Source organism: Salinispira sp., from assembly GCF_059431795.1.
Genome location: NZ_JBXWXS010000014.1, coordinates 1 through 23,431, shown reverse-complemented (window position 1 = coordinate 23,431; position 23,431 = coordinate 1). Strand labels below are relative to the sequence as shown.

Below are 23,431 nucleotides of genomic sequence, written 5' to 3'. Positions count from 1 at the left end.
ATGATCAACTGCCATTCGGGAGTGGGTATGGACCGAACGTTTTTCTACGGTGATCAGAAATTAGATCCTGAAACCGCCCTTGCCCTTGCAAGGAGCGAATTCACAGGGGATCTCAGCGAGGAAGGCTGTGCCCGCATTCAGGCCGCTGCGGAGCAGGTGGAGCGGATAGTAGCCGGAGCTGAGGCCGTATACGGGGTGAACACCGGGTTCGGACCCCTGTGCAGCACCCGTATAGACAATCACCAAACCCGCCTTCTTCAGGAAAATATTCTGAAAAGTCACAGCGTGGGAATGGGACCCCCCGTTCCCTCCGAGATTGCCCGGCTGATGATGGTACTGAAACTTCACGCCCTTGCTGCAGGACGCTCGGGTATCCGGCTGGAAACCCTTCGGCGCATCATGCTGTTTCTCCGGGAAGATGCCGTACCGGTGGTTCCGTCTCAGGGTTTGGTGGGGGCCTCCGGGGATCTTGCTCCTTTGGCTCACCTGTTTCTTCCTTTGATCGGGCTGGGGCAGCTGCACTTCCGTGGTAATCTCCGTCCGGCGGCAGAGGTCCTTGAAGAACTGCAGCTGGAGCCGCTGGTGTTGGGCCCCAAGGAGGGGCTGGCGCTGATTAACGGTACCCAGTTCATTCTTGCCTGGGCGGTGGCGGATCTTGAACTCATGGAAGATCTACTGGATACGGCGGATATTGTCGGGGCGATGAGTCTGGAAGCCGCATTGGGTTCTGTTAAACCCTTTGCCCCGGAGCTGCATGAGCTGCGACCTTATGCGGGGAATCTGGAAACCGCCAGACGGATTCGCCAATGTCTCCTGGGATCCCAGATTCTTGAGCATCATAAAGACTGCGGCAGGGTTCAGGATCCGTACTCACTTCGTTGTATGCCCCAGGTTCACGGGGCGTCCCGAAATGCATGGATCCATCTGAAAGAGATGGTTGAGATTGAGCTGAATTCGGTCACCGACAACCCCATCCTCACATCAGACGGATCGGCAGTGAGCGGAGGAAACTTTCACGGTCAGCCGTTGGCCATTCCCCTGGATTATGCATCCATAGCTGCCGCGGAACTGGGGAATATTTCGGACAGACGAAGCTACCTGCTTCTTGACGGGTCAAGCCGGGATCTGCCCAAACTGCTGATGAAGCATACTGGCATTAATTCGGGGTTCATGATTCCCCAATACAGTTCTGCCGCTTTGGTGAGTGAAAACAAGAGTCTTTGCCATCCTCCGTCTGCAGACAGTATACCCACCAGCCTGGGTCAGGAGGATCATGTGAGCATGGGATCCATCAGCGCCAGAAGACTCCATGAAATTCTGACCAACGTGGAGAAAATTCTCGCTGTGGAGTTGGTCTGTGCCGCTCAGGCTTTTGATTTCCGCCGCCCCCTTCGTTCAGGTCCGATTCTTGAAGCCTGCCACCACCTTGTGAGGAAGCAGATAGATCATGCTGACGAAGACAGGGTCTTCGCCGATGACCTGGAAGAGGCCCGGAAACTCATTCACCGGGGGGCAATTTCCAACTGTGCCAGGGAAGCGGGTATAGACGACGCTGACGCTCAGGTTAATCCGTGAATATTTCCCTCATCATCAATATCAATCTCCAGTGCTGAAGGTGTGCGGGGGAGTCCCGGCATTCTCATAATATCGCCTGTTAAGGGTACCAGAAATCCGGCGCCCCCATTGATCAGAATTCTCCGTACGGTTACCAGAAAATCCTTGGGTCTGCCCAGCAGTTTGGGGTTATCGCTGAGGGAAGCCTGGGTTTTTGCGATGCAGACGGGAAGATTATCGTAGCCCCTGCTCTCGATGGTTTTCAGATCCTTCTTTGCCGCGGCGGTGAAGTCCACGGCATGAGCTCCATATATCTGCCGTGCAACCGTTTCAATCTTTTCCCTGACTGGTGCGTTCCAGTCGTAGAGGGGCATGCCTTCGGATTCATTGCCGGTTCCCGGCCGGTTCAGAAGGTTCATGGCCTTGTTGGCAAGCTCCGAGGCTCCTGCTCCCCCTTCGGCAAAATGGCGGGAAACCGCATACTCCACGTCCATGGATTTACAGAGCTTTTCCACCTCCCGCAGCTCGGCGTCGCTGTCCCCGGGGAATACATTGATTGCAACCAGGGGCGGAACGGCGAATTTTCGAATATTTTCCACATGCTTGGCCAGGTTCTCCCCGCCCTGTTTCACCGCATCGGGGTTTTCCTTGTCCAATTCTTTTTTATTCACGCCCCCGTGCATTTTCAGGGCCCGTACGGTTGCCACCAAAACCACCATCTGGGGCCGGAACCCTCCATAGGGGCTGACGATATCGAAAAACTTCTCCGCACCAAGGTCAAACCCGAAGCCCGCTTCGGTTACTGCCACTTCCCCAAGGCGGAGGGCAAGGTTGGTTGCCAGTACGGAATTCGCACCTTGAGCGATGTTGGCGAATGGCCCACCGTGGATGAGTACGGGTCCGCCCTCGCTTGTCTGGACCAGATTGGGAAGGAAGGCATCTTTCAGCAGAGCCGCCGCAGCGGTATGTACGCCCAGATCCCGGACATGGAACGGAGTTTTATCCGGCCGAAGCCCCAGCAGGATGTTTCCAATCCGTTCTTTGAGGTCGGAGTAACTTTTCGAAAGGCACAGGATTGCCATGATCTCGCTGGCGGCGGTAATATCGAATCCGTCTTCCCGTGGGGGTCCGTTGCGACTACCCAGTCCTACCACGATATCCCGAAGAGCTCTGTCGTTCATATCCATCACTCTCCTCCAATAGACGTCGGCCACTGCAGGAGCGTCCTCAGGAAAAAAATGGAGCCGGTTATCCAGACTGGCGGAAATGAGATTATGAGCGGCACTGATTGCGTGCAGATCTCCGGTGAAGTGAAGATTGATTTCATCCGCCGGATGGACCATGCTTTTCCCCCCGCCGGTTGCGCCGCCCTTGATGCCGAAAACCGGCCCCAGGCTGGGTTCCCGGAGGGCTGCCACGGCATTGACGCCGATGTGCCGCAGCCCCTGGCTGAGACCGATGCTGGTGGTGGTCTTTCCTTCACCTGCAGGGGTGGGGGTTATGGCGCTTACCAGAATGAGTTTTCCTCTGGGCTGCTCCATAATCCGCTTTACCGCCGGCATGGAAATTTTTGCCTTCCATTTTCCATAGGGAATAAAGTCATCCCCTGTCAGGCCCATACCGTCGGCTATTTCAGTAATCTCTTTCATGTTGATCTGTTCCATACATCACATCATCTCCCCGAACAGCTGATTGTTCAAGAAAATAATTCTCCCGCGTTCGGAAATCACCGGGGTTGAACCGCTCCGAAGCGATCATCGTGGGCCCGGTAGAGATCGCGTACGAAATCCCTGAGAATTTTTGCGGTCATGCCCCATACTGTTTCCTCAAGGTTTTCATAAAACAGCACTTCAAGATCCCGTCCCCGCCAGTCCCTGCTGTAATTATGGGAGAAATCGAAGTTGTGAAAAGGGATTTCTTTGTCCGGGGTGCGCCGCCCGAAATCGACGGAGACCTTGTATATTTTTGTGGGACTGTTTTTCAGAAGCTCCAGAGGCAGGGTAAACAGCCGTTCAACCTCTTCATTGGGTTCCCAGGGATGGTTATTATCTACAATGCCCATCCACACATGAACAAGCCGTCCTCCGGCGTTCACCAGGCTGCCGAAATATACGGCTGCACCCATAGAATCGGGGGGCAGCCCCGTCTCTTCATACAGTTCCCGGAAGCCGGCATCTCTGGAACTTTCGCCCTCTTCAATGCCCCCTCCGGGAAGGCAAATTTCCCTCCCCTGGGGCATATGTTCCGCCCGCTTCTCCAGCAGGATTCTGCACGAACCCAGGCTTCCGCCGGGAATAATGGGGATAACCACCGAGGAGTTTCGGTATGCCTGGGAATCTATGATTCTTCCTTCGCATGTTGAAATATCTTTGAGCAAGAGGGCGAGTTCACTCTCGGTCATCGGTTCTCACTACTTCAACCTTCACCCGCGCCATCAGTGCCGCCGCTGCTCCCAGGGCGGCCAGAACAGGTGCCATGAGAGTCAAGGCTCCGCTTACGGCAACTCCGGCGGTGACAGGAATTTCGAAGAGAATCTTGTCCTGTTCGTTTTTCACAATTACTTTCCGGACATTCCCCTGGGCGATGAGCTCTTTTACTTTCTGAACTGCTTCGCTTCCCCGTACCATGAATTCTTCGGTGAATTTATGCGGATCACCCATGTATCCTCCCTTGATGAGCTGTCTTTATACCGTGAAGCCGCGTGTCAGTTTCCGGCACTCTTATATATTATGGGATTGGAACGCCGATTTCAATCATTCCTGATGAGTCACCTTTTGATGTGTAATAAAGTATAAAATTAAGTTGACATTAGTGTGCAACGCACACTATAATATGATCAGGAGGATGATATGGAAGCAGACGATTCAAGATTTCAAAATCTGGTTCAGGAACTCCGGCGGGGGTCTCTTGTGCTTGCAGTTCTCCATTTAAGCGATGTTCCCAGCTATGGCTATGCGCTGGTGGAGCGTCTGAAGCAGGCTGGAGTATGGGCGGAGAAAAACACCCTCTATCCGCTGCTTCGCCGCCTTGAGCAGCAGGGACTTATGGAGAGCAGCTGGGATACCGGCGAATCAAGACCCAGAAAGTATTACCGGATTACCGATGAAGGCAGGGAAACCCGGCAGCTGCTTAAAGAGGAATGGAGACAGATGTTCCGAAGTATGGAAGCTGTTCTTTCAGAGGAGGAGTAGAATGAAAGAGAATGTGTTACGTCAGGTTGATAAATATTTTGCCTTAGTACGCAGCGCGCTGCCCGTGGGCGGCCGGGATGATATCGTACGGGAATTGAAAAGTAATTTTCTGGATGAGGCGGAGCAGCGTTTCGGGGGGGACCCGGGAGAGAAAGAGATCCGGACTGCCCTGGATGAGCTTGGTTCTCCAAAAAAACTGGCCGCAGGATACGCGGGGGAGCCCAGACTTGTAGCTCCACCCCTTGTAGCGCTTTTCCGTACCATCATGCTGATCATTCTTGGTGCGCTCTCTCTTAGTTTGATGATCGTGTTGATCATTGAAATGCTGCAGAACGCATACTCCAATGCTGAGCTGATTCGCCAGTTCGCATTAACGCTGTTGCAGATTCTCCAGGCATGGATCAGCGGTATTGGTGTATTGCTCCTGGTGTTCATGGGAATCAGCACGGCAATGAAGCACCCGGCTTCCGCTCTGGATGAAGATACTTGGGATATATCCCGAATTGACCAGGTGCAGCTGGGTGATGAAATAGAAAGCAGGGTGGGTGCCTACCTGGGCCTGGGAATCAGTCTCGCTTTCATCCTGGTTCTGGCCATATATCCCGGTATCATCAGCTTACTGGAAGAACTGTATATGCGAAGCACCCTGCCGCTTGACCATCGGGTGAACCTTGCGATTTTTCCATGGTATGTTGCCGTTTTCGGCCTGCTCTGGCTGTTCCAGCTTGCCCATACCCTCTACGGTATCCGGGTGGGACGAAAGACCCGGGTATTGCGCTGGATGGAAAGCGGCTACTATGCGCTGGAAGCGCTGGTGGCATTGGTTATGGTTGGCCATTCCCAGCTGTGGATCGGCGGTGGATGGAGGGGAGTCCGTCTCTTTTTTCTCCTGGCATTGGGCATCAACATTATTGAGCTGATCTATTCACTGTTCCGACTCCGAAAGAAGCCCTGAACTGAAAAGCAATCAGCTCTTGTCCGAACCCCGGTATAAATATTATTATTTATGTAATATTTATACCTCCGGCAAGCTCACAGCGGGATGCCGGACAGGAGGCCGGGATGGGCACGAATCATCACACGAATCATCACACAGAGCATGAAACGGGAAAGCGCTACAGCGGAGATATGACATCGGGGGTGGAACGAACCCCTAACCGGGCAATGCTCCGTGCCATCGGTTTTCAGGATCAGGATTTTCATAAGCCCCTCATCGGTGTGGCCAGCGCAGGGGCGGAACTGAGCCCCTGCAACATTCATCATGATGATCTTGCAGAAATTGTAAAAGAAGAGATGGGATCGGTTGGACTGAAACCCATGAAGTTTAACACCTTTGTGGTCACCGACGGACAGGCCATGGGGCACGAAGGCATGAAGGCCAGCCTTGTCTCCCGGGATACCATTGCAGATGTTATCGAGCTTGTGGTCCGGGGACATGCCCTGGACGGAGTTTTGGGTATCGGCGGTTGCGATAAAACCATTCCCGGTACCGTAATGCCCATGGCCCGGCTGAACCGGCCGGCGGTCTTTTGCTACGGCGGAAGTATCAAGGCCGGCAGGCACAAGGGGAAGGCCATTGATATTGTAAGCGCATTTGAGTCGGTGGGTTCCCACAGCTCGGGAAAGATCAGCGAGGAAGAGCGCTATGGCATTGAGTGCAGCGCCTGTCCCGGCGCAGGTGCCTGCGGAGGGATGTATACGGCAAACACCATGGCCTCTGCGGTGGAGGCTCTGGGTATGAGCCTTCCGGGCAGTTCAGGTATTCCTGCGGTTGACCCGGAAAAAGATACACACATGCGGGATTCGGTTCACGCTCTTGCCCATCTTGTACGGGAAAATATTACTCCCCGGGATATCATGACCCGCAACGCATTCGAAAATGCAATCCGTACGGTAATGGCTCTGGGGGGCAGCACCAATTCGGTGCTTCATCTTCTGGCACTGGCCCGGGAAGCCGAAGTAGAGCTTTCGATTCAGGATTTTAATCACTTTCACGATACAACTCCCATGCTGACTGATATGAAGCCCGCGGGACGCTATGTCATGGAGGATCTTCATCTGGCAGGCGGCGTACCGGTGGTGATGAAAATACTTCTGAATGAGGGATTGCTTCACGGCGACTGCCTGACGGTAAGCGGAAAGACTCTTGCTGAAAACCTGGAACAGGTGGAGGTGAATCTGGAGGGGCAGAATGTAATTAAGCCTTTCTCGAGCCCGGAGAAAGCAACCGGACCCATTGCCGTATTATTCGGCAACCTGGCGGCTGAAGGGGCAGTATTGAAAACATGCGGTCTCAAGGTCACCACTCACCGGGGACCTGCACGGGTATATGAGGGTGAGAAAGAAGCTCTGGACGCCATCCTTTCCGGAGACGTGGTTGAGGGGGACGTGGTGGTGATCCGGTATGAAGGTCCCCGGGGCGGACCGGGAATGCGGGAGATGCTTGCCCCCACCGCAGCCATAGCAGGCAGAGGTCTGGCCGGGAAGGTCGCCTTGATTACCGATGGGCGCTTCTCCGGGGGAAGCCACGGCCTGATTGTGGGTCATGTGAGTCCTGAAGCTCAGAACGGCGGGGCAATTGCCGCCGTCAGGGAAGGGGATATGATCCGTATCAGTCTGGAAGAAAAGCTTCTGGAAGTTGAGCTTAGTGAGGAAGAATTGAAGAAACGTCTGGAAAACTGGCAGCCCAGGGACCATGGTTATGCCCGGGGGGTATTGGCCAAGTTCGCCCGCCTGAGTTCCTCAGCCAGTGAGGGAGCTGTTACCAGCTAGAAGTGCCCCAAAGAATGTGGAATTCTCATTCGGAACAGATCCAGGCTACAATCGGGACCGTTCCAGGGAGGATACGGGCCAAATTCAGGCCGGATACGGACCAATATACCGGGGTTTCATCGGGCGTGAAACAGCTGCCCGGCCTGACGGTCCTTCTCTTCGCAGCATCGGCAGTCATGGTCACATTCGGGCCGTGCTGCGATAATATGTTCCCCCAGACAGCGGGGGCAGCGGTATTCATCATTCTCGGCAACCACAAAGGGTTTGTGACAGTTCTTGCAGCAATATACGTTTGGACCGAACAGCACCCTCCCGCCGTTAATTTCCAGAGAGGACCCGATGGTGAGAAATTCCGCCATCTTTCTCCGGGCCTTATTTAAAAGCCGGTTAAAGGTGGGGCGGGATATACCCATTACCGCTGCAGCTTCATTGTGATCGTACCCGTTCTGATCTGCCAGGCGAATCGCTTCGTACTCGTCAAGCCGGAGAACTATCTTGTGCTCGCCGCTGCCCGGACTCTCTTCAGCGGTAAATCTGAAACTTCGCGGAGGCGCCAGCATGCTACGGATCTTTTCCTGTCTACCCATGAAAAAAGTATATCCGCTTATCCGGGGACTTGCAATCTGCCCAGTTCTGGAAACGGGAAATATCCCCTGGGATTAAATGGGGTGACGCCCACTGGAAAAACACTATGGATTCCTCCACTCTTCCTGCATATTATGGGCATAAGTTGTAGAATGAAGGTATGAAACAGCGTTTTCTCTACCGGCCGTACGGAGCTGCGACAATCGCCGGGCTCTATGCCATTTTTGGAACTCTCTGGATCCTTTTCTCCGACAGATTTGTGGAGGCTATGGCCGAAAGTCCTGAACAGCTCAGCAGGCTCCAAACCTTAAAAGGCTGGGGCTATGTGGTGGTTACCGCTTTTCTCATTTTTATCATGATTCGAATCTATGAGGGACTGATCCGGAAGATTGAGAATAGCTATCAGGGAGAACTCCAACGGCAGCTTACCAGCCGAACCGTTGAACTGAACCGTACCCAAAAGAAACTGGTTGAGCGGAAAAAGAACCAGGCCCTCTCCGATCTGATGGTTGGATTTGCCCATGAGATCAATACTCCCCTTGGGGTTTCGGTTACCGCCGTATCCACCCTTCGCCATTCGTTGGCTCCGGTTCTGACCGCCGAGCAGATGTCAGCAGAAATCGAGCCGGAAACCGAATTGCCCCGGCAGGTTAGCTCGCTCCTGGATCTGCTGGAAACCAATCTTCAGCGCACAGTGGCTCTGGTGGAAAGCATCCGCCGGCTTAGAGCCGAAAGTTGGGAGCCGCAGATCCAGCAGGTTCAGCTCAACCGCTTTCTTCCTAATACGATACAGACCCGCTTAAAGGATCAGTTTTCTGTCCGAGGTGCGGAGGGGAGAATTCAGGGGGTTGCTCTGGAGGAATTTGCCTGGGAATTCTCTTCTGAACAGATCGTTAATGTGGTCGCCGATGTGGAGGTCCTCCGTTTTATTTTCAATTGTCTCATAGATAACCTTTTTGACCATGGACTGAAACATAATACCGGGACTGAAAAGCAAGATGAATCACCGCCATACTTCACCGTCAGCCTCTCTGCTGAAGGTAATGAGGTTTATATCAGCTACCGGGATTACGGTCCTAGAGTTCCTCCGGAGCAACTGGACAGACTGGTTGAACCGTTTTACAGTGTCAATCGCAAAGCGGGTAATAGCGGACTGGGGCTGAGCATCGTGTACAGTCTGGTAGTCCAGGTTTTAGAAGGCAGTATGAGCATTGCCTCTCCGGAAAATCAGGGGCTTGAGGTGATGATGATTTTTCCCGCGAGTAAGGAGACGGTATGAACTATCGAAGATTTGGAAAGACTGACTGGAAGGTGTCGGAAGTATCATTGGGAACCTGGCAAGTGGGCGGTAAATGGGGCAGCGGGTTTGATGACCCCCTGGCTGAGCAGATTCTCAACCGGGCCATAGATCTGGGTGTGAATTTTATCGATACCGCCGATGTGTACGAGAACCGGAAAAGCGAAGCCGCGGTGGCCCGGGTGATTAAATCCCGATCCGAGGAAGTCTATATGGCTACCAAATGCGGCCGGTTCTTGAACCCCCATGTAAATGAATCCTACACGCCTAAGGCACTTCGAGAATTTGTGGAGGAAAGTCTAAAGAACACCCGCCGGGAGAGGCTGGATCTGATTCAGCTCCACTGTCCCCCCACTGAAGTGTATTACCGTCCAGAAATATTTGAAACATTCGACCGATTGAAGGAAGAGGGAAAGATTCAGCATCTGGGAGTCAGTGTAGAAAAGGTTGAGGAGGGGCTGAAGGCCATGGAATACTCCAATGTGGTTTCGGTTCAGATTATCTTTAACATGTTCCGCCAACGGCCAGCAGATCTGTTCTTTGCACGGGCAAAAGAGAAGGACTGTGGGGTTCTGGTGCGGGTTCCTCTGGCGAGCGGTCTTCTCACCGGCAAGTTCACAAAAGAGAGCAGTTTTTCACCGGATGATCACCGTAACTTCAACCGGGACGGAGCAGCCTTCGACAAAGGGGAAACCTTCGCCGGAATTCCCTTCGAAACCGGTGTGGAGGCCGCCGAGTCTTTGAAGGGCAGACTTCCCGAGCCTCTATCTGCTTCAGCTCTCCGCTGGATTCTTGATCATCCTGAGGTGAGTACCGTTATTCCCGGAGCTTCCAGGGTTGAGCAGATAGAGGCCAATATCGCCGCCCAGCAGATGCCGTCACTCAGTTCTGAACAGCATCAATGGGTGAATGAAGTATACGGCCGCTATATCCGGGATCACGTTCACCAGCGCTGGTAAACTATTGGGCGGGACTATTAATCCGGGTAGGTCAGCGGAAAGCTCACTGCTATGCTGAAGCCCCCGGGTACCTCCCGAGCCAACACAGCTCCCCCCAATTGTTCTCCCAGAATTTGAATAAGCTCCAATCCCAGTCCTCGGGAAGCGGAACCTTCCTCGGGGAATTCTGTATTCCCTCCGCCGTTGTCCCGGAACAGAAGGTCAGCCTGGTTTCCGTTTATTCTGCATTGAATTTCAATCCTGAGCCTGTGAAGGGGAATGCTGCGGTGCTTAATTGCATTGGTTAAGATTTCATTGAAAATGAGTCCCAGGGGCAGCATTCGGGATATATCCAGTTCAATCGCATCCATACTTTCCGGGATGGATGCATGGCCCCTGAGTGAATCCGGGCTGAGTTCTTCCTGATGCAGACTGAACACCGCATCCCGTATGCGGATGAAGTAATCTGTCAGACGAACTGAGCTGCCTGCTTCAGAGCCGTAGAGCAGTTCGTGCATCATTGAGATGCTGTGAATTCTTCCCCGTGCTCCATCCAACACGCCCCGCATCGATTGGTCGGATATTTTCTCCTCCTGGAGATCAATAAGCGAGCTGACGGTGTTCAGGTTATTTTTTATCCGGTGGTGCATCTCCCGCAGGAGAATTTCTTTTTCTCTCAGAGACTCGGAAAGCAGCTGCCGGTTCCGGATTTTCTCATCAATATCTTCTGTGGAGACTAAAACCCGTCTCCAGTCAAATCGGTGTCCCTGTAGGATTGTACAGCGGAAACGCACCCAGAATTCCTCACTCTGAAGAATACCAATGGGACTCCCGGGAAAAGCTCTTCCCGGTTCCTCATGACAAAGCTCAAAGCATTGTCATCTGCTGTGAGAACTCCGTGATACGGGGGGAGCAGTCCCAGCTTCTCTCCAAGCCCGCCCGCTGCACCGGCCAGGTGGGGAAGGCGGGATGATACGAAGCGATGAGAAGCAGCCTGATGCTTTCCATTTCCGAGGTAAAATCGGGAACCTGAAGCGGACTACACCGGTTCGTACCCGGCGTCCTGAACCGCCGACTTCAGCTGTTCCACATATGAAGCCGAATCGGCCTCAGCCGCCCCACTCAGCTGGAAGCTCAGGATACCTTCTTCCAGGTTCACATTGGGGTTGCTGATCCCCTCCACCGATGAAGCCGCTTTCTCCACGGCCATTTTGCAATGATTGCAGCTCATTCCCTGTACCTGTATCTGCATAGTACTCTCCTGTATGTTGTTGGTTTCCACTATGTTATTGGTATCTTCGGAGGACTGCCCCGAAGAATTCTGTCCGGTTTCGGAACCTGATTCATTTTGGTTCCCGAGCCGGGTATTCGTATTCTTTTCTCCCGATCCGCCGGGGACCCCTGCGGGTTTGAAGCGCTTCAGGGCTTTTGCCGGATCGAATCTTTTCAGACTCAGAGAGTTGCTCACAACCGAGACTGAGCTGAATGCCATGGCTGCACCGGCGATCACGGGGTTCAGCATCCCAAGGGCCGCAAAGGGGATTCCCACACTGTTGTAGAAAAACGCCCAGAATAGATTCTGCCGGATTTTGGACATGCTTTTTCTGGACAGCAGAATGGTGTTTGCAATTTCCCGAAGGTCGCCCCGCATGAGGGTTATCTCTGCGGTTTCCATGGCGATATCGGTTCCCTGTCCCATGGCAATTCCCAGATCCGCAGTGGCAAGGGCTGGGGCGTCGTTCACCCCGTCGCCCGCCATGGCCACCGTGTAGCCCTGTTCCCGGAGTTTTTCCACCTCTCTGGCTTTATCCTCAGGAAGAACTTCCGCAAGGATATTCTCAATCCCCGCTTCTGCAGCGATGGCTGCTGCGCTCCGGCGGTTATCACCGGTGATCATATAGACCTCAATTCCCATCTTCTTGAGCATTTCAATCCCTTCACGGGAACGCTCCTTAATAGAATCGGCTACGGCGATCACACCCAGCACTCTGTGGGGATCCGCCAGAAGAATGCAGGTCATGCCCCGGTTTTCCAGCTCACTGAGTTTCGTTCCCGCTTCCCGGGTTTCTATGTTTTCTTCCTTCATAAATGAGGCTGTACCAATTATGTGCCTGGTTCCGTTCAGAGTTCCGCTCACTCCTTTCCCCGGGACGGCCCGAAAATCCGATATTTCGGGGATTTCAATCCGCCGGGCCTGAGCCGCATCAACAATGGACCGGGCCAAGGGATGCTCTGAATGATATTCCAATCCGGCGGCAATGCTGAGAAGACCGTCATCGAGTAAGGATACAGCTCCGGGTTCACCGCTATCCAGAATCCGGTGGATTTCCCGGACAACCGGCCTGCCTTCGGTGACGGTTCCGGTCTTGTCCAGCACCACAGCGTTAATGTTCCCGGCAGCCTGAAGAATTTCCCCGTTTTTAATCAGGATACCTCTCTGAGCGCCTAATCCTGTGCCCACCATGATTGCGGTGGGAGTGGCCAGGCCCAGGGCGCAGGGACATGCTATGACCAGTACGGCCACTGCGGATATGATTCCGCCGTTCATATTGCCAGCCACCAGCCACCACAGAAGGAATGTCACCAGGGCGATACCCAGTACTGCGGGTACGAAGATTCCCGCAACCCGGTCGGCCAGCTTCTGAATGGGTGCTTTTGAGCCCTGGGCTTCCTCAACTACCGAGATAATTCTGGACAGCACCGAATCGCTGCCCAGATTCACCGCTTCAAGTATCAGGGAACCGTAGCTGTTCACCGTGCCTCCGATAACCTGATCACCCTCGGCTTTTTCCACAGGTATGCTTTCACCGGTTACCATGCTTTCATCCACTGCCGAAGCACCGGAAATAACCTTTCCATCCACGGGAATACGGCCGCCGGGGCGCACCAAAACCCTATCTCCCCGGATTACGTCGCTTACGGGGATTACCAGTTCCTCATTTCCCCGTTTCACCGTTGCCTGTTCCGGCTGGAGGTTCATAAGCTTCTTCAGTGCGTCGGAGGTTTTGCCCTTGGCCATCTCTTCGAGGTATTTGCCGAACAGCACCAGGGTAATAATCACCGCAGATGCTTCAAAATAGAGACCGCTGCTCGCTATTCCCAACCCATCGGCGAAAAAGCCGTTGAATACGCTATAGGCATAGGCGGCGCTGGTTCCCAGGGCAACCAGCACATCCATGCCCGGATTTCCCGCCTTCAGGGTAGCCCATGCGGTTTTGTAAAAGCGAAGACCGATCCAGAACTGAACCGGGGTGGCAAGGGCCAGCTGCACCCAGGGATTATGGAGAAAGCTCAGCGATTCAATAGAGAGCAGCATGGCGACCATGGCCAGTACCAGGGGGACACTGAGAAGGGCCGAAATAATTGTGTGCAGTTTCAATTTTTTCAGCTTCCTGCGCTTCTTCTCCTCTGTTTCCGACCGATCTTCAGCGGCGGGGCGTGCCGAGTAACCGCTCTTGCTCACGCTCTCCAGCAGAGCCTGAATATCGGTTTTTTCCGGGTCATAGCTGATGGTGGCCTTCTCGGTGGCAAGGTTCACATTCGCCATATCCGTGCCGTCCACGTTTTTCAGCGCCTTCTCCACGTGCCCCACGCATGAGGCGCATGTCATACCCTGTATATCCAACTGAATAATATCCATGTTATCTCCTTTTTCGGCTATCGGCTCCTAGGCTGTCGTCCGCTTATCCAGCGCCCCACCCGGCGGCTATTTGGTCATTTTCCGAATGGTGGTCATCAGCTCATCAACCACGTCCAGTTCGCCGTTCTGGATCTGCTCCACCACGCAGCTTTTCACATGGGCTTCAAGGAGGGTCTTTTTGACTCCCTGAATTGCCGACTCAACGCTCATAAACTGGTGGAGGATATCATCACAGTAGACGTCTTCCTGGATCATCCGGGAAATACCCCGGATCTGTCCTTCAATCCGTTTCATCCGGTTCAGCATATGCGCCTTGGTCTCATATGGATGATGGGCCTTGCGCACCGTGTCATCGGTTTCGGGTCGTGCCAAAATAGAATACCCCCCTACCCTATATTTAGGTTTAAAATACACCCCAGAAGAGAATGTGTCAATTATTTGGATGGAAGATATTGCCGCCGGCTCGCAACCGCCGCCGGCTTACACCCCCGGCTTACACCCACATATACCAGTCGATCCGGTACTCCCCTCCTCCCCGGATCCAGCGGGGGTGTGCGTCGGGTCCGCAGGCTGCGGTTCCGATTCCCCGGTGGTAGGCGTCCACAATAAGAATGCTTGAGTCTCTTTTCGGTATCTCGTGGCTGTGTTTTGCTATTGTGAGATCCTCAGGCAGGGAGTGGAGGGCGGAGAAGTGAAAGCTTTCACCGGCGGACAGTATGAATTCCCGATTTTCCCCGGATGATGCTCTTCCGGGCGTCTCTGCCGCTGCCATGCCCACCAGGCTGCAGCGGCTGTGGCCTCCTTGTTCCTGGGGGAATATATAGGGCTGATACTGGTTTGACACCCGATCATGCCAGATTCGCACCGGGAAGCCGGAATCCCTGTCGGGGTAGGTCTCTCCGGGACCGGGTCCGTACCACTTTAATTCTTCAAACTCATGGGGAAATTCAAAGAGCAAGCCCACCCTTGGAAGGTCTTCTATCCGTGGGTCTATATTGATAATGGCGCTGAGTCGGTGAATACCCGGATACCCTTCCACATCACTAAGGGTCATGCTGAGCCGGGCTTGGGATTCCCCGCCGTGGAAATACCCGGCCTTCAATCCTCCGGACTCACTCTTCTCCCAGCGTGAGCTAAGCTGATCCAGACCGTAGTTCCGCCATTCATGGGCGGCATGTAGAGGATGGCCGGGAACCGCCCGGATGAGATCGTTATCCGTGGGAGCCCTCCATAAGCAGAGCTCCGGACCTTTGCAGAGCGTATGCTCTTTATTGACCTTCAGCAGGGGTCTGCGGCTGCGGGGGTCCAGTTCAAGCTCCAGCGCATTCCGTGAGGGAGACCTATTCTCCAACTGTTGAAGGAGAATTTCCGGCGGCCTCTGCTGATTGTTTACCCCAATTGTGTCCCTGGAAGCTTTATGCCCGGTTCTTCCAGTGCATCCGAATACTGAAGCGCTCCACTGTTCCCAGGCCAGAATATGGCCCGGGAGGCATATGGGTGATCCGGGGCTGCGCAGCTGCAGCTCCAGTATGGCCTCAGCCGGAACCTGGTCGGCGGGTTTCTCCAGGGATATGGCAATGTATTCCCCTGTCCGGGCATTCTCCCTGTCGACTCCGGTCGGGGGGAGGGTGGGGAGAGAAACCCTGCCCTGCATTAGGCTTTTGCCGTGAAGCCTGATATTCCATTCAAGGCTGCAGTGTTCCAGAGGGTTGAATCTGTGCAGTGAACGGACTGTCAGCCGGATTTCATCGGCCGATGACGCCGCCGCCGGATGAAAGCTGATTCTCTGGGAAAGGTGCTTGAATTCCCATAATACGGGATGGGGAGTCCGGTCCGGGCTTAGCATACCGTTAATGCAGAAATCACCGTCATTGGGAAGGTCTCCGAAATCACCGCCATAGGCAAAGTACTCATCCTTGTCCCCGTCGGTTTTGTACAGCCCCTGATCCACCCAATCCCAGATGAACCCTCCCTGGAGGCCCGGATAATGGGAAAAGGCATGGAAATAGTCCGCCAGTCCGCCGTTGGAGTTGCCCATGGCATGAGAATACTCACAGAGGATCAGCGGTCGGTATTCATCTGTATGAACGGATTCATGTTTCGCCCAGCGGATAATTTCCTCAACAGGAGCATACATGGGAGCAATGATATCGGTGGCTGTACGGCCCCGGCTGAAATCGTAGGAACGCTGCCCCCAGGGGCTGCGAACCGCCCCTTCATAGTGAACAGGCCGGAGGGGATCCTCATGCCGGACCCATGCGGCGGCGGCATCGTGGTTGGGACCGTAGCCGCTCTCATTACCCAGGGACCAGACTACCACCGACGGATGGAGCCGGTCCCGGAGCACCATTCTCCTGACCCGGTTCAGGAAGGCCTGGGAGTAGGCGGGATCCCTACTCAGTTCGTTGTAATAGTGGTGGGCTTCAATATTTGCTTCATCCCAGACGTAGAGGCCGTATCGGTCGCAGAGATGGTACCAGTCCGGATGATTAGGATAGTGGGCGGTGCGCACCGCATTGAAATTGAAGGCCTTCATAAGCAGGATGTCCCGGAGCATGGATTCCCGGCTGATCACTTTTCCGGTGACCGGATCGTGTTCATGGCGGTTCACCCCCAGAATCATCACTTCTCTCCGATTGATAAGCAGTCGCCGGGAATCTATCTCGATATTTCTGAAGCCCACATGGCCGGCATAGGCCGAGAGGACGGCTCTGTCGGCTGAGCGTATGATTCTGAGTACCCAGGTGTAGAGCCAGGGGGTTTCGCTGCTCCATTCCTTCACTCCGGAGATTCCCAGTTCAAGTGAAACCCGGTCCGCCCGGTCGGGGGACTCATGGGCATGACCGTCGCTTGCCATGGGACCGGTGCAGCGTTTGTGTACAGATCTTCGCGCACGGGGGGTGCCTCCCCGGCGTTTCAGTCTGCTGCTGCCGGCTTTCAGAACCATACCCGGATCGGGGATGAGATTTTCTCCTCCCGTCTTACTCCGCCAATGATGATCCGCCGGTGGAAAGTCTGGAAGGGGGGGGCGGTCCGAGAGAGAATCGTGTGGGGGCTGGGCGGAACTCATATCTCCGGGACCGTCGAAAAGACTCAGTTCAACCTCCCATGGGCCTGAATCGCGTTCCAGCCCGGCCAGCTGTACATCCGCCTCCAGGAGCCCCTGCTCGTATTCCGGTCCGGTAAGCTGTCCTCTAATATTCAGCTTAACAGGATATACTTCAGGTTCTTTTCTAATACATACATCCCGGTGAATTCCCGCCATCCACCATTGGTCCTGGTCCTCTATAAAGCTCGAGTCGGAGTATCGAAGTACCAAAATCAGCAGCTCATGGGCTTCCCCATCTTTGCTTTCATCCTCCCCTCTGTCTTCGCCTCCGTCTATACCAGGGGGGTCTTCACAAGGCAGCTCAGTTTGCAAGAACGCGCTTATATCGAACTCACTCTCCAGCCGACTGTCCTTCATGGCGCCTAAAAACTCCCCGTCCAGCCATAGAATTCCCAGGCTTTCCACTCCGCCGACGTGAAGTATCCGGCGAAAGGGCACGCCCTGGCGGGAATCGGAGCCGGGGGACCGGGGAATGGTGAATCTTCTGCGATACAGCCCGCAGGCTGTGTCCGAAGGAGGATTTGGGGGTAAATCGTCGAAGGGCATTCGCACATTGGTGTAATGGGGGGCGTCCCATCCCTGGAGCGTCCAGTTTCCCGGAACTCGGATATCCTCCCATATTGTATTGTCCGATGATTCACCGGATTGTGAATGGGAGGGATCCGGATAGGAAGAGAGAAAATCCAGTGCCTTACGGGGGGTGGAGAAATGGAGGAAATCCCACTGGCCGTTGAGATCAACTTCCTTCACCCGCTCCATGGGATCCGTGTTGAGGGCCGATTCCAGATCCGGATGCCAGGAAATATTAGGGCGCATGGCAAGGCGGTTGATCCCGGTAATTTCCGGATCGTTCCATATACGTTTCAGCCCTGAAGTATCGATATTCATCCCGCACCTCCTGTAATTCCCCGCAGATGAATTTTCCGGGGTTTCATTCCCTAATTAAAAGCATGAAGCGGTTCAAGTAATCCCCGTCGGCTTCCCCCCAGTAAATTCCTGAGCTGGAGAGACCGGCGCCTTCATATACCATGCCGCTGAGTTTCTCCCGGTAGCTGTCCCGGAAGCAGGAATCGGGCAGAGGGAGGGTGAGAGGCGGCAGCATTGCCAGTCCCGGTTTTACCGGCCGGTGAAAAAATACCGCCAGAGTCTGAAAATCTGCGGAGGCAAGCATCCAGGCATAGCTCCTGGATCGGCTGTATTCAGGTGAATCGGGCAGGGAAGTCTGCCAGCCCGGTTCCAGGGGCCCCCGGAGTCTGAAGAAATGGCCACCCCGGATCAGGTCCCGCAATTCCCGGTAGCCCAGTGACCAATCTTTTAGAAGCTTCCGTTCACCCACGGATAAGCTTGCCGGGTTCAGCTCGCAGCCGAACGAGAAAGCGGCCGCAGCAATGCAGCGGCTCTCAAGGGAGGTGATGCGACCCACCTGGTGGTTAGGAACCGCAGATACATGTGCGCCCAGCGTTTCCGGGGGAAATATCAGACTGCTGCCGTATTGAATCGGAAGCCGTTCCACGGCGTCGGTTTGGTCGCTGGTCCAGAACCGGGGGGAATAGGCGGCCATGGCCAGGTCCATGCGGCCGCCTCCCCCTGCACAGCCTTCGATAATCATGTTAGGGAAGGTCCGCCTGATATGTCTCAAGAGCTGATACAGGCCCAGGATGTAGCGGTGCATACCTTCGCCCTGACGATCTTCAGAGAGCTGGGAAAACCCCGGTTCGCTCATGTTTCGATTCATGTCCCATTTGAGATAGTCGGGGCGGGCTTCCTTCAAGACCTTCGTCATCATTTGCTTGAGATGGTCGATCACCTCATCCCGGGAGAGATCCAGGACAAGCTGATTCCGTGCCAGGCTGGGTTCACGGCCGGGGATCGATATGATCCATTCGGGATGTTCCCGGTAAAGACGGCTGTCCGGGGATACCATTTCCGGTTCCATCCAGATGCCGAACTTCAAACCCATGGAACGGATCTCATCCCCAAGCAGCCCCAGTCCCCGGGGAAAGCGCCGAGGATTGTACTCCCAATCCCCCAGCGAACTTTGATCGTTTCTCCTGCCGGAGAACCATCCGTCATCCAATACCAGCAGTTCCGCACCGATATCTTTTCCCTTTCGGGCCAGGGAGAGGATTTTCTTTTCGGTGACATCGAAGTACATGGCCTCCCAGCTGTTGATGATCACGTGACGGGGCCAGGCTCGGAGTTTTTCTTCCTGAATAAAATTCCGGATCAGGTGGTGGAAGTTCCCGCTCATTCCGGAAAACCCCCGGCTAGAGTACACCAGGACGGCTGAAGGAGTGTCGAAGGTTTTCCCGGGAGCCAGAATGCCCCGGTACTGATTGACGCCCATGCTCACCCGGCAGTTCATCTGGTAATCCACCGCTGTCTGTGCGTAGAAATTGCCGCTGTATGCCAGACTGAACGCTCTGACGGTCCCTGAGAACTCATGAGCCCCCGGATCTCCCAGGGCAATGAACGGCGTTTGACCATGTCCCACCGCCCCGCTTCGGCTTTCCTGCCTGGATATACCCCGGGGGAGGGGACGGGCATCCACGTGGCGTTCCGACGCCCATGCGCCCTGGAGCCGAACCAGGCTTTTCCCGCTAGCGGGAAGGTCCAGAGTGAAGGCCGGCGGATTGACAAGGGCAAGCTCTTGAGAGCCGGAATTTTCAAACCGCATCCAGCGGATCAATCCGTTCATCTGTTCATGTACCGTATAAAACATATGGAGCTTCAGGCTGCGGGCGGGATCCTTAAGGGTCAGTTTGAGCGTTTCACATGTTTCCAGCTGTTCATGAATCAGCGGCATGCCCTCGGGCTGCTGGGCGGAACTGAGGATTTCCCAGCCTTCATACACCATTTCCGTTCCCGGTGTACCATCACTAAAGCGGATATCTACCGCTCCCGGGCGGTCGTCCCCCCAACCCCATATCCCCAGCTCCATCGGCAGGGTGGAAGGGGTGTACCCGGGCCCGCTCTCCGGCCAGGGGCTGAAGTCACAACTGCCCTGCCGAAGCACTGCGTAATCCCGGGGGCAGGGACGGAGAATTCCGGCAGGGTCAGGCATCCGGCTCAGGCGGGCCCCCCAGTAGAGGTGCACCGGATACCGCCGGTCGAAAATCATGAAGGCATAGCTTGCCTCAGCGGCATCCAGGCGAAACCGGGGGCCGTGATCCAGATACTCATCTATGTGAATCATCTACTCAGCCCTTCACTCCGCCGAATGTAAGACCCTGGATGAATTGCTTCTGCAGTACGAAGAACACCAGAATAGAGGGAACTGCTGCAACCACCGAGCCTGCTGCGATCAGGTTCCAGGAGATGGACCATTGCCCCCTGAGAGCCTGGAGACCGAAGGTGATGGGCCGTGCAGCATCGCTTTGAACCAGAGTAAGAGCCCAGAAGAAATCGTTCCATATGAATGTAAAAAGCAGTACGCCCAGTGAGGCCAGGGCCGGTCGGATCAGGGGGAGAATTACCCGGAAGAATATGGTCAGCTCGGTGGCCCCTTCTATCCGGGCCGACTCCACCAGGGCCATGGGAAGATCGGCGATGAAGTTCCGGAGGAAAAACGTTGCGAACCCTATCTGGAAGGCGGTGTGAAATATAATCAGGGCGAGCAGGGTGTCCAGCAAATCCAGATTGGAAAATATGGTGCGAACCGGAATCATCAGTATTTGAAATGGAACAAAATTCCCGGCGATAAACATGGCATAAATAAGGATCCTGCCCTTGAATTTATGGATCGCCAGTCCATAGCCCGCCATTGCGCTGAAAAATACTGCGAAAAATACCGACGGAAGGGTGATGATTATGGAGTTCCGCAGATACAGCAGCATGGGAGAGCGTGCGGGGTTGAATACCTCGGAGTAATTTTCAACCATCTTGAATTCTGTGGGCCAGCCCCAGTAGTTCCCGGCGATAATATCCGCATTTCCACGGATGGATGTTATGAGGATCGCAAGCATGGGCAGAAGCCAGAATAGAAGAACCAATGGAAGTGCAATTCGATATATCACCCGTACAGGGGTGCTGGTGCGTTGAATCGGTGTTGGAAACATGGCTTACCTCTCGTTTTTCACCACTGAGTTGAGAAAAAATGCAATAAACACGGACATGATCAGGAACAGAATTACCGCTATGGCAGCCCCATACCCCATCTTGAAGTTAAAAAGGGCTTCATCGTACATAAAATATGCCAGAACATTGGAGCTCCCCCAGGGACCTCCGGCAGTCATAATGGCAATCAGGTCAAAACTTCTCAAAGCTCCGATGATGGTGATCACCACTGCAATAAAGCTGGCCCCCCTCAACTGGGGAAGCACCACATGTTTCAACATCAACCAACCCTTGGCTCCATCAATTCTTCCCGCTTCTATTACCTGGGTGTTCATGCTGGTGAGACCGGTAAGATACAGAATCATGCAGTAGGCGGTTTGTGGCCAGAGGTTTGCCAGAATGATGCCGTAGGTGGCCAGGTTTTCATCGGCCAGCACGGGAATCGGTTTCAGCCCGAAGGCCCGGAAAATCTCCGCCAGCAGTCCCAGATCGGGGTTGTAGAACCAGGAAAATATCAATCCCACTACCACCAGATTAATTACGAAGGGGAAAAAGAACAGGGATTTCACAATCCGGATTCCCCGTACTTGTTGATTCAGAAAGAGAGCCAGTATCAGTCCGCCTACGGGGGCCAGGAGCATGAGCGCCAGCCATTTAATATTATTAAAGATTGAGATACGAAAATCATTATCCTGAAAGAGTTTTGAATAATTTTCGAATCCCACCCAAGTCATTTCTCCGAAGCCGCTCCATTCATGAAAACTGATCCAGATGCTCTGAATAATGGGCCATACCACAAAGATGGAAAAGAGCAGGAAAGCGGGAGCAAGAAAATACACCGGGGCAAGGGTGAACTGAAGCCGTAGAAACCGGTATTCGGTACGTTTTTTCAAAATGGAAACTCCTTACGGATCTGCAGAATAAAAACACCGCCCACCCGTCCGGAAAAGGTCACCGGACGGATGCAGCGGAGCGCTTTGAAATACAGGCCGTTACTGGAAAATATCTTCCCGTTCTTCATCCAGCCGCGCCCGGATTTCCGGCAGCCGGTCGGGATTCACCATGAACTCCTGAAAGCCTTCCATGCCCACAGAGGCCATTTCCGGATCGGTGTCCCGGTCGTAGAACTGTGCAAGCCCGTCTGCCTGATTCAGCATTTCGAACCCAGCCAGAGTAAATCGGTCTTCCGGCGGACGGCTGTTCTTATTCGGGGGAATATTTCCAACTTCATATGCGAAGTCGGCTAAAACATCCGCTCTGGAAGCGAACTCAAGAAAGAGCTTTGCTTCTTCCACATTCTTTGCTCCCGAGGGTACCAGATAGGCTTCCATGGGTGCGTCTTCATACATACCCACTTCAGGATTAATTTGGGGGAACTGGAAGAATCCCACATTGTCGATCACCCCTGCGCTTTCCAGGTCGGGGGTAATGAAGTTTCCGATTAAGTACATTGCAGCGTTTCCGTTGATAAAAGGCGCCTGAGCTTCCTGCCAGGAATAGGTTGCATGATTTTCCAGGAAGAATCCCCGGTTAATCATATCTTCCCAAACCTCAAAAACTCTATCCAGTTCAGGATCAAGGTAGCTTGCATCTCCTGCGGTAAGATCCATGTGGTAATCGTAGCCGTTGATCCGCAGATTCAGGTAGTCAAACCAGCCGGCTGCGGTCCAGAGGAACTTGGTACCGATGGTAACCGGAGTAATGCCGTTTTGGACCAGGGTATCCCCGGCTTCCAGGAATTCGTCCCAGGTTTCCGGAACATCGATTCCGTATTCTTCGAAAATATCTGTCCGATAAAACATTCCCCATTGATAGTATCCCCAGGGTACACCATATTGTTTGCCGTCAACGGTAAGGGTGGGGCGGCTGGAAGCCATGGAATCATTGAAGCCCGCATCTTCCCAGAGATCGGAAATATCCATGATCAGCCCTTGATCCACAAAGAATTTCATCCGGTTTCCCGCAAACCATAACGCCACATCCGGGGGATTGGACGCCAGGAAATTCCGGATCGCCGTTTTATATGCCTCATGATCAAAACTGTTCAGGGTAACTTCAATATCCGGGTATTCTGCCCGGAATCTGTTCACCAGATCCTCGAAAGCCGCTTTGGGAGCCGGATCGGAAAGGTTGGAATTGATCACCAGCTTTCTGGGACCGTCGTCTGCCGCTTCATCCTGACCGTTGGCTGCAAGACCTACGGGCACAATAAGCAACATACAGGCAATTATTACTAACACACGTCGTACCATCAAACATCCTCCTCGTTGATGTGATATATCATTGTCC

The 23,431-nt window shown here is 54.0% G+C and carries 18 protein-coding genes; 6 read left to right on the top strand and 12 right to left on the bottom strand.

Translation table 11 applies throughout. From position 1 onward, the window contains the following. Positions 1-27 precede the first annotated feature (27 nt). A complete protein-coding gene (gene hutH / locus AC52PS_RS05145; RefSeq protein ID WP_495561971.1) occupies positions 28-1,575 on the top strand; it encodes a histidine ammonia-lyase in 1,548 nt (515 codons plus the stop codon). Here hutH and AC52PS_RS05140 read toward each other — a convergent pair. From AC52PS_RS05140 to AC52PS_RS05130, 3 genes are all read right to left on the bottom strand, one after another. Next, positions 1,560-3,218 carry a formate--tetrahydrofolate ligase gene (locus AC52PS_RS05140; protein WP_495561970.1) on the bottom strand — a complete coding sequence of 553 codons (1,659 nt, stop codon included), beginning with the start codon at positions 3,216-3,218 and terminating at the stop codon, positions 1,560-1,562. The two genes, hutH and AC52PS_RS05140, sit on opposite strands and share 16 nt — an antisense overlap. A gap of 62 nt (positions 3,219-3,280) precedes the next feature. Continuing rightward, entirely contained in the window at positions 3,281-3,955 is a 675-nt protein-coding gene (locus AC52PS_RS05135; protein WP_495561969.1) for an NUDIX hydrolase, read from the bottom strand. Continuing rightward, positions 3,942-4,214: a DUF4342 domain-containing protein gene (locus AC52PS_RS05130; protein WP_495561968.1), complete on the bottom strand. Its 273-nt coding sequence runs from the start codon at positions 4,212-4,214 to the stop codon at positions 3,942-3,944. Before AC52PS_RS05130 ends, AC52PS_RS05135 begins: the two co-directional genes overlap by 14 nt. Before the next feature lie 189 nt (positions 4,215-4,403). On the opposite strand from AC52PS_RS05130, the gene AC52PS_RS05125 reads away from it, so the two are divergent. From AC52PS_RS05125 to ilvD, 3 genes are all read left to right on the top strand, one after another. Then, the gene (locus AC52PS_RS05125) at positions 4,404-4,745 is read left to right on the top strand and encodes a PadR family transcriptional regulator (protein WP_495561967.1); all 342 of its coding nucleotides are present in this window, start codon (positions 4,404-4,406) and stop codon (positions 4,743-4,745) included. Position 4,746: 1 nt separating this feature from the next. After that, positions 4,747-5,700, top strand: coding sequence for an HAAS signaling domain-containing protein (locus AC52PS_RS05120; RefSeq protein ID WP_495561966.1), 954 nt, complete (start codon positions 4,747-4,749; stop codon positions 5,698-5,700). 107 nt (positions 5,701-5,807) lie between these two features. Then, positions 5,808-7,517, top strand: coding sequence for a dihydroxy-acid dehydratase (ilvD, locus tag AC52PS_RS05115; protein WP_495561965.1), 1,710 nt, complete (start codon positions 5,808-5,810; stop codon positions 7,515-7,517). A gap of 116 nt (positions 7,518-7,633) precedes the next feature. On the opposite strand, the gene AC52PS_RS05110 is transcribed toward ilvD, so the two are convergent. Continuing rightward, positions 7,634-8,104 (bottom strand): DUF134 domain-containing protein, encoded by a 471-nt coding sequence (locus tag AC52PS_RS05110; RefSeq protein ID WP_495561964.1) that lies wholly within the window; start codon positions 8,102-8,104, stop codon positions 7,634-7,636. A 158-nt stretch (positions 8,105-8,262) separates the two neighbouring features. On the opposite strand from AC52PS_RS05110, the gene AC52PS_RS05105 reads away from it, so the two are divergent. After that, a complete protein-coding gene (locus AC52PS_RS05105) occupies positions 8,263-9,381 on the top strand; it encodes a sensor histidine kinase (protein WP_495561963.1) in 1,119 nt (372 codons plus the stop codon). Next, entirely contained in the window at positions 9,378-10,358 is a 981-nt protein-coding gene (locus AC52PS_RS05100; RefSeq protein ID WP_495561962.1) for an aldo/keto reductase, read from the top strand. The genes AC52PS_RS05105 and AC52PS_RS05100 overlap by 4 nt, the downstream gene beginning before the upstream one ends. 17 nt (positions 10,359-10,375) lie before the next feature. On the opposite strand, the gene AC52PS_RS05095 is transcribed toward AC52PS_RS05100, so the two are convergent. From AC52PS_RS05095 to AC52PS_RS05060, 8 genes are all read right to left on the bottom strand, one after another. Further along, positions 10,376-11,131, bottom strand: coding sequence for a sensor histidine kinase (locus tag AC52PS_RS05095; RefSeq protein ID WP_495561961.1), 756 nt, complete (start codon positions 11,129-11,131; stop codon positions 10,376-10,378). Positions 11,132-11,376: 245 nt separating this feature from the next. After that, complete coding sequence (locus AC52PS_RS05090) at positions 11,377-13,977, bottom strand: heavy metal translocating P-type ATPase (protein WP_495561960.1); 2,601 nt, start codon at positions 13,975-13,977, stop codon at positions 11,377-11,379. A gap of 66 nt (positions 13,978-14,043) precedes the next feature. Next, complete coding sequence (locus tag AC52PS_RS05085; RefSeq protein ID WP_495561959.1) at positions 14,044-14,349, bottom strand: metal-sensitive transcriptional regulator; 306 nt, start codon at positions 14,347-14,349, stop codon at positions 14,044-14,046. Positions 14,350-14,470: 121 nt separating this feature from the next. Beyond that, complete coding sequence (locus AC52PS_RS05080; RefSeq protein WP_495561958.1) at positions 14,471-17,974, bottom strand: glycoside hydrolase family 2 TIM barrel-domain containing protein; 3,504 nt, start codon at positions 17,972-17,974, stop codon at positions 14,471-14,473. Positions 17,975-18,017: 43 nt separating this feature from the next. Continuing rightward, positions 18,018-20,282 (bottom strand): alpha-galactosidase, encoded by a 2,265-nt coding sequence (locus AC52PS_RS05075; protein ID WP_495561957.1) that lies wholly within the window; start codon positions 20,280-20,282, stop codon positions 18,018-18,020. 4 nt (positions 20,283-20,286) lie between these two features. Beyond that, positions 20,287-21,144, bottom strand: coding sequence for a carbohydrate ABC transporter permease (locus tag AC52PS_RS05070; RefSeq protein WP_495561956.1), 858 nt, complete (start codon positions 21,142-21,144; stop codon positions 20,287-20,289). 3 nt (positions 21,145-21,147) lie between these two features. Beyond that, entirely contained in the window at positions 21,148-22,035 is an 888-nt protein-coding gene (locus AC52PS_RS05065) for a carbohydrate ABC transporter permease (RefSeq protein ID WP_495561955.1), read from the bottom strand. Between the two features lie 99 nt (positions 22,036-22,134). Then, positions 22,135-23,394, bottom strand: a complete 1,260-nt coding sequence (locus AC52PS_RS05060) for an ABC transporter substrate-binding protein (protein WP_495562183.1) — start codon at positions 23,392-23,394, stop codon at positions 22,135-22,137. Positions 23,395-23,431 lie beyond the last annotated feature (37 nt).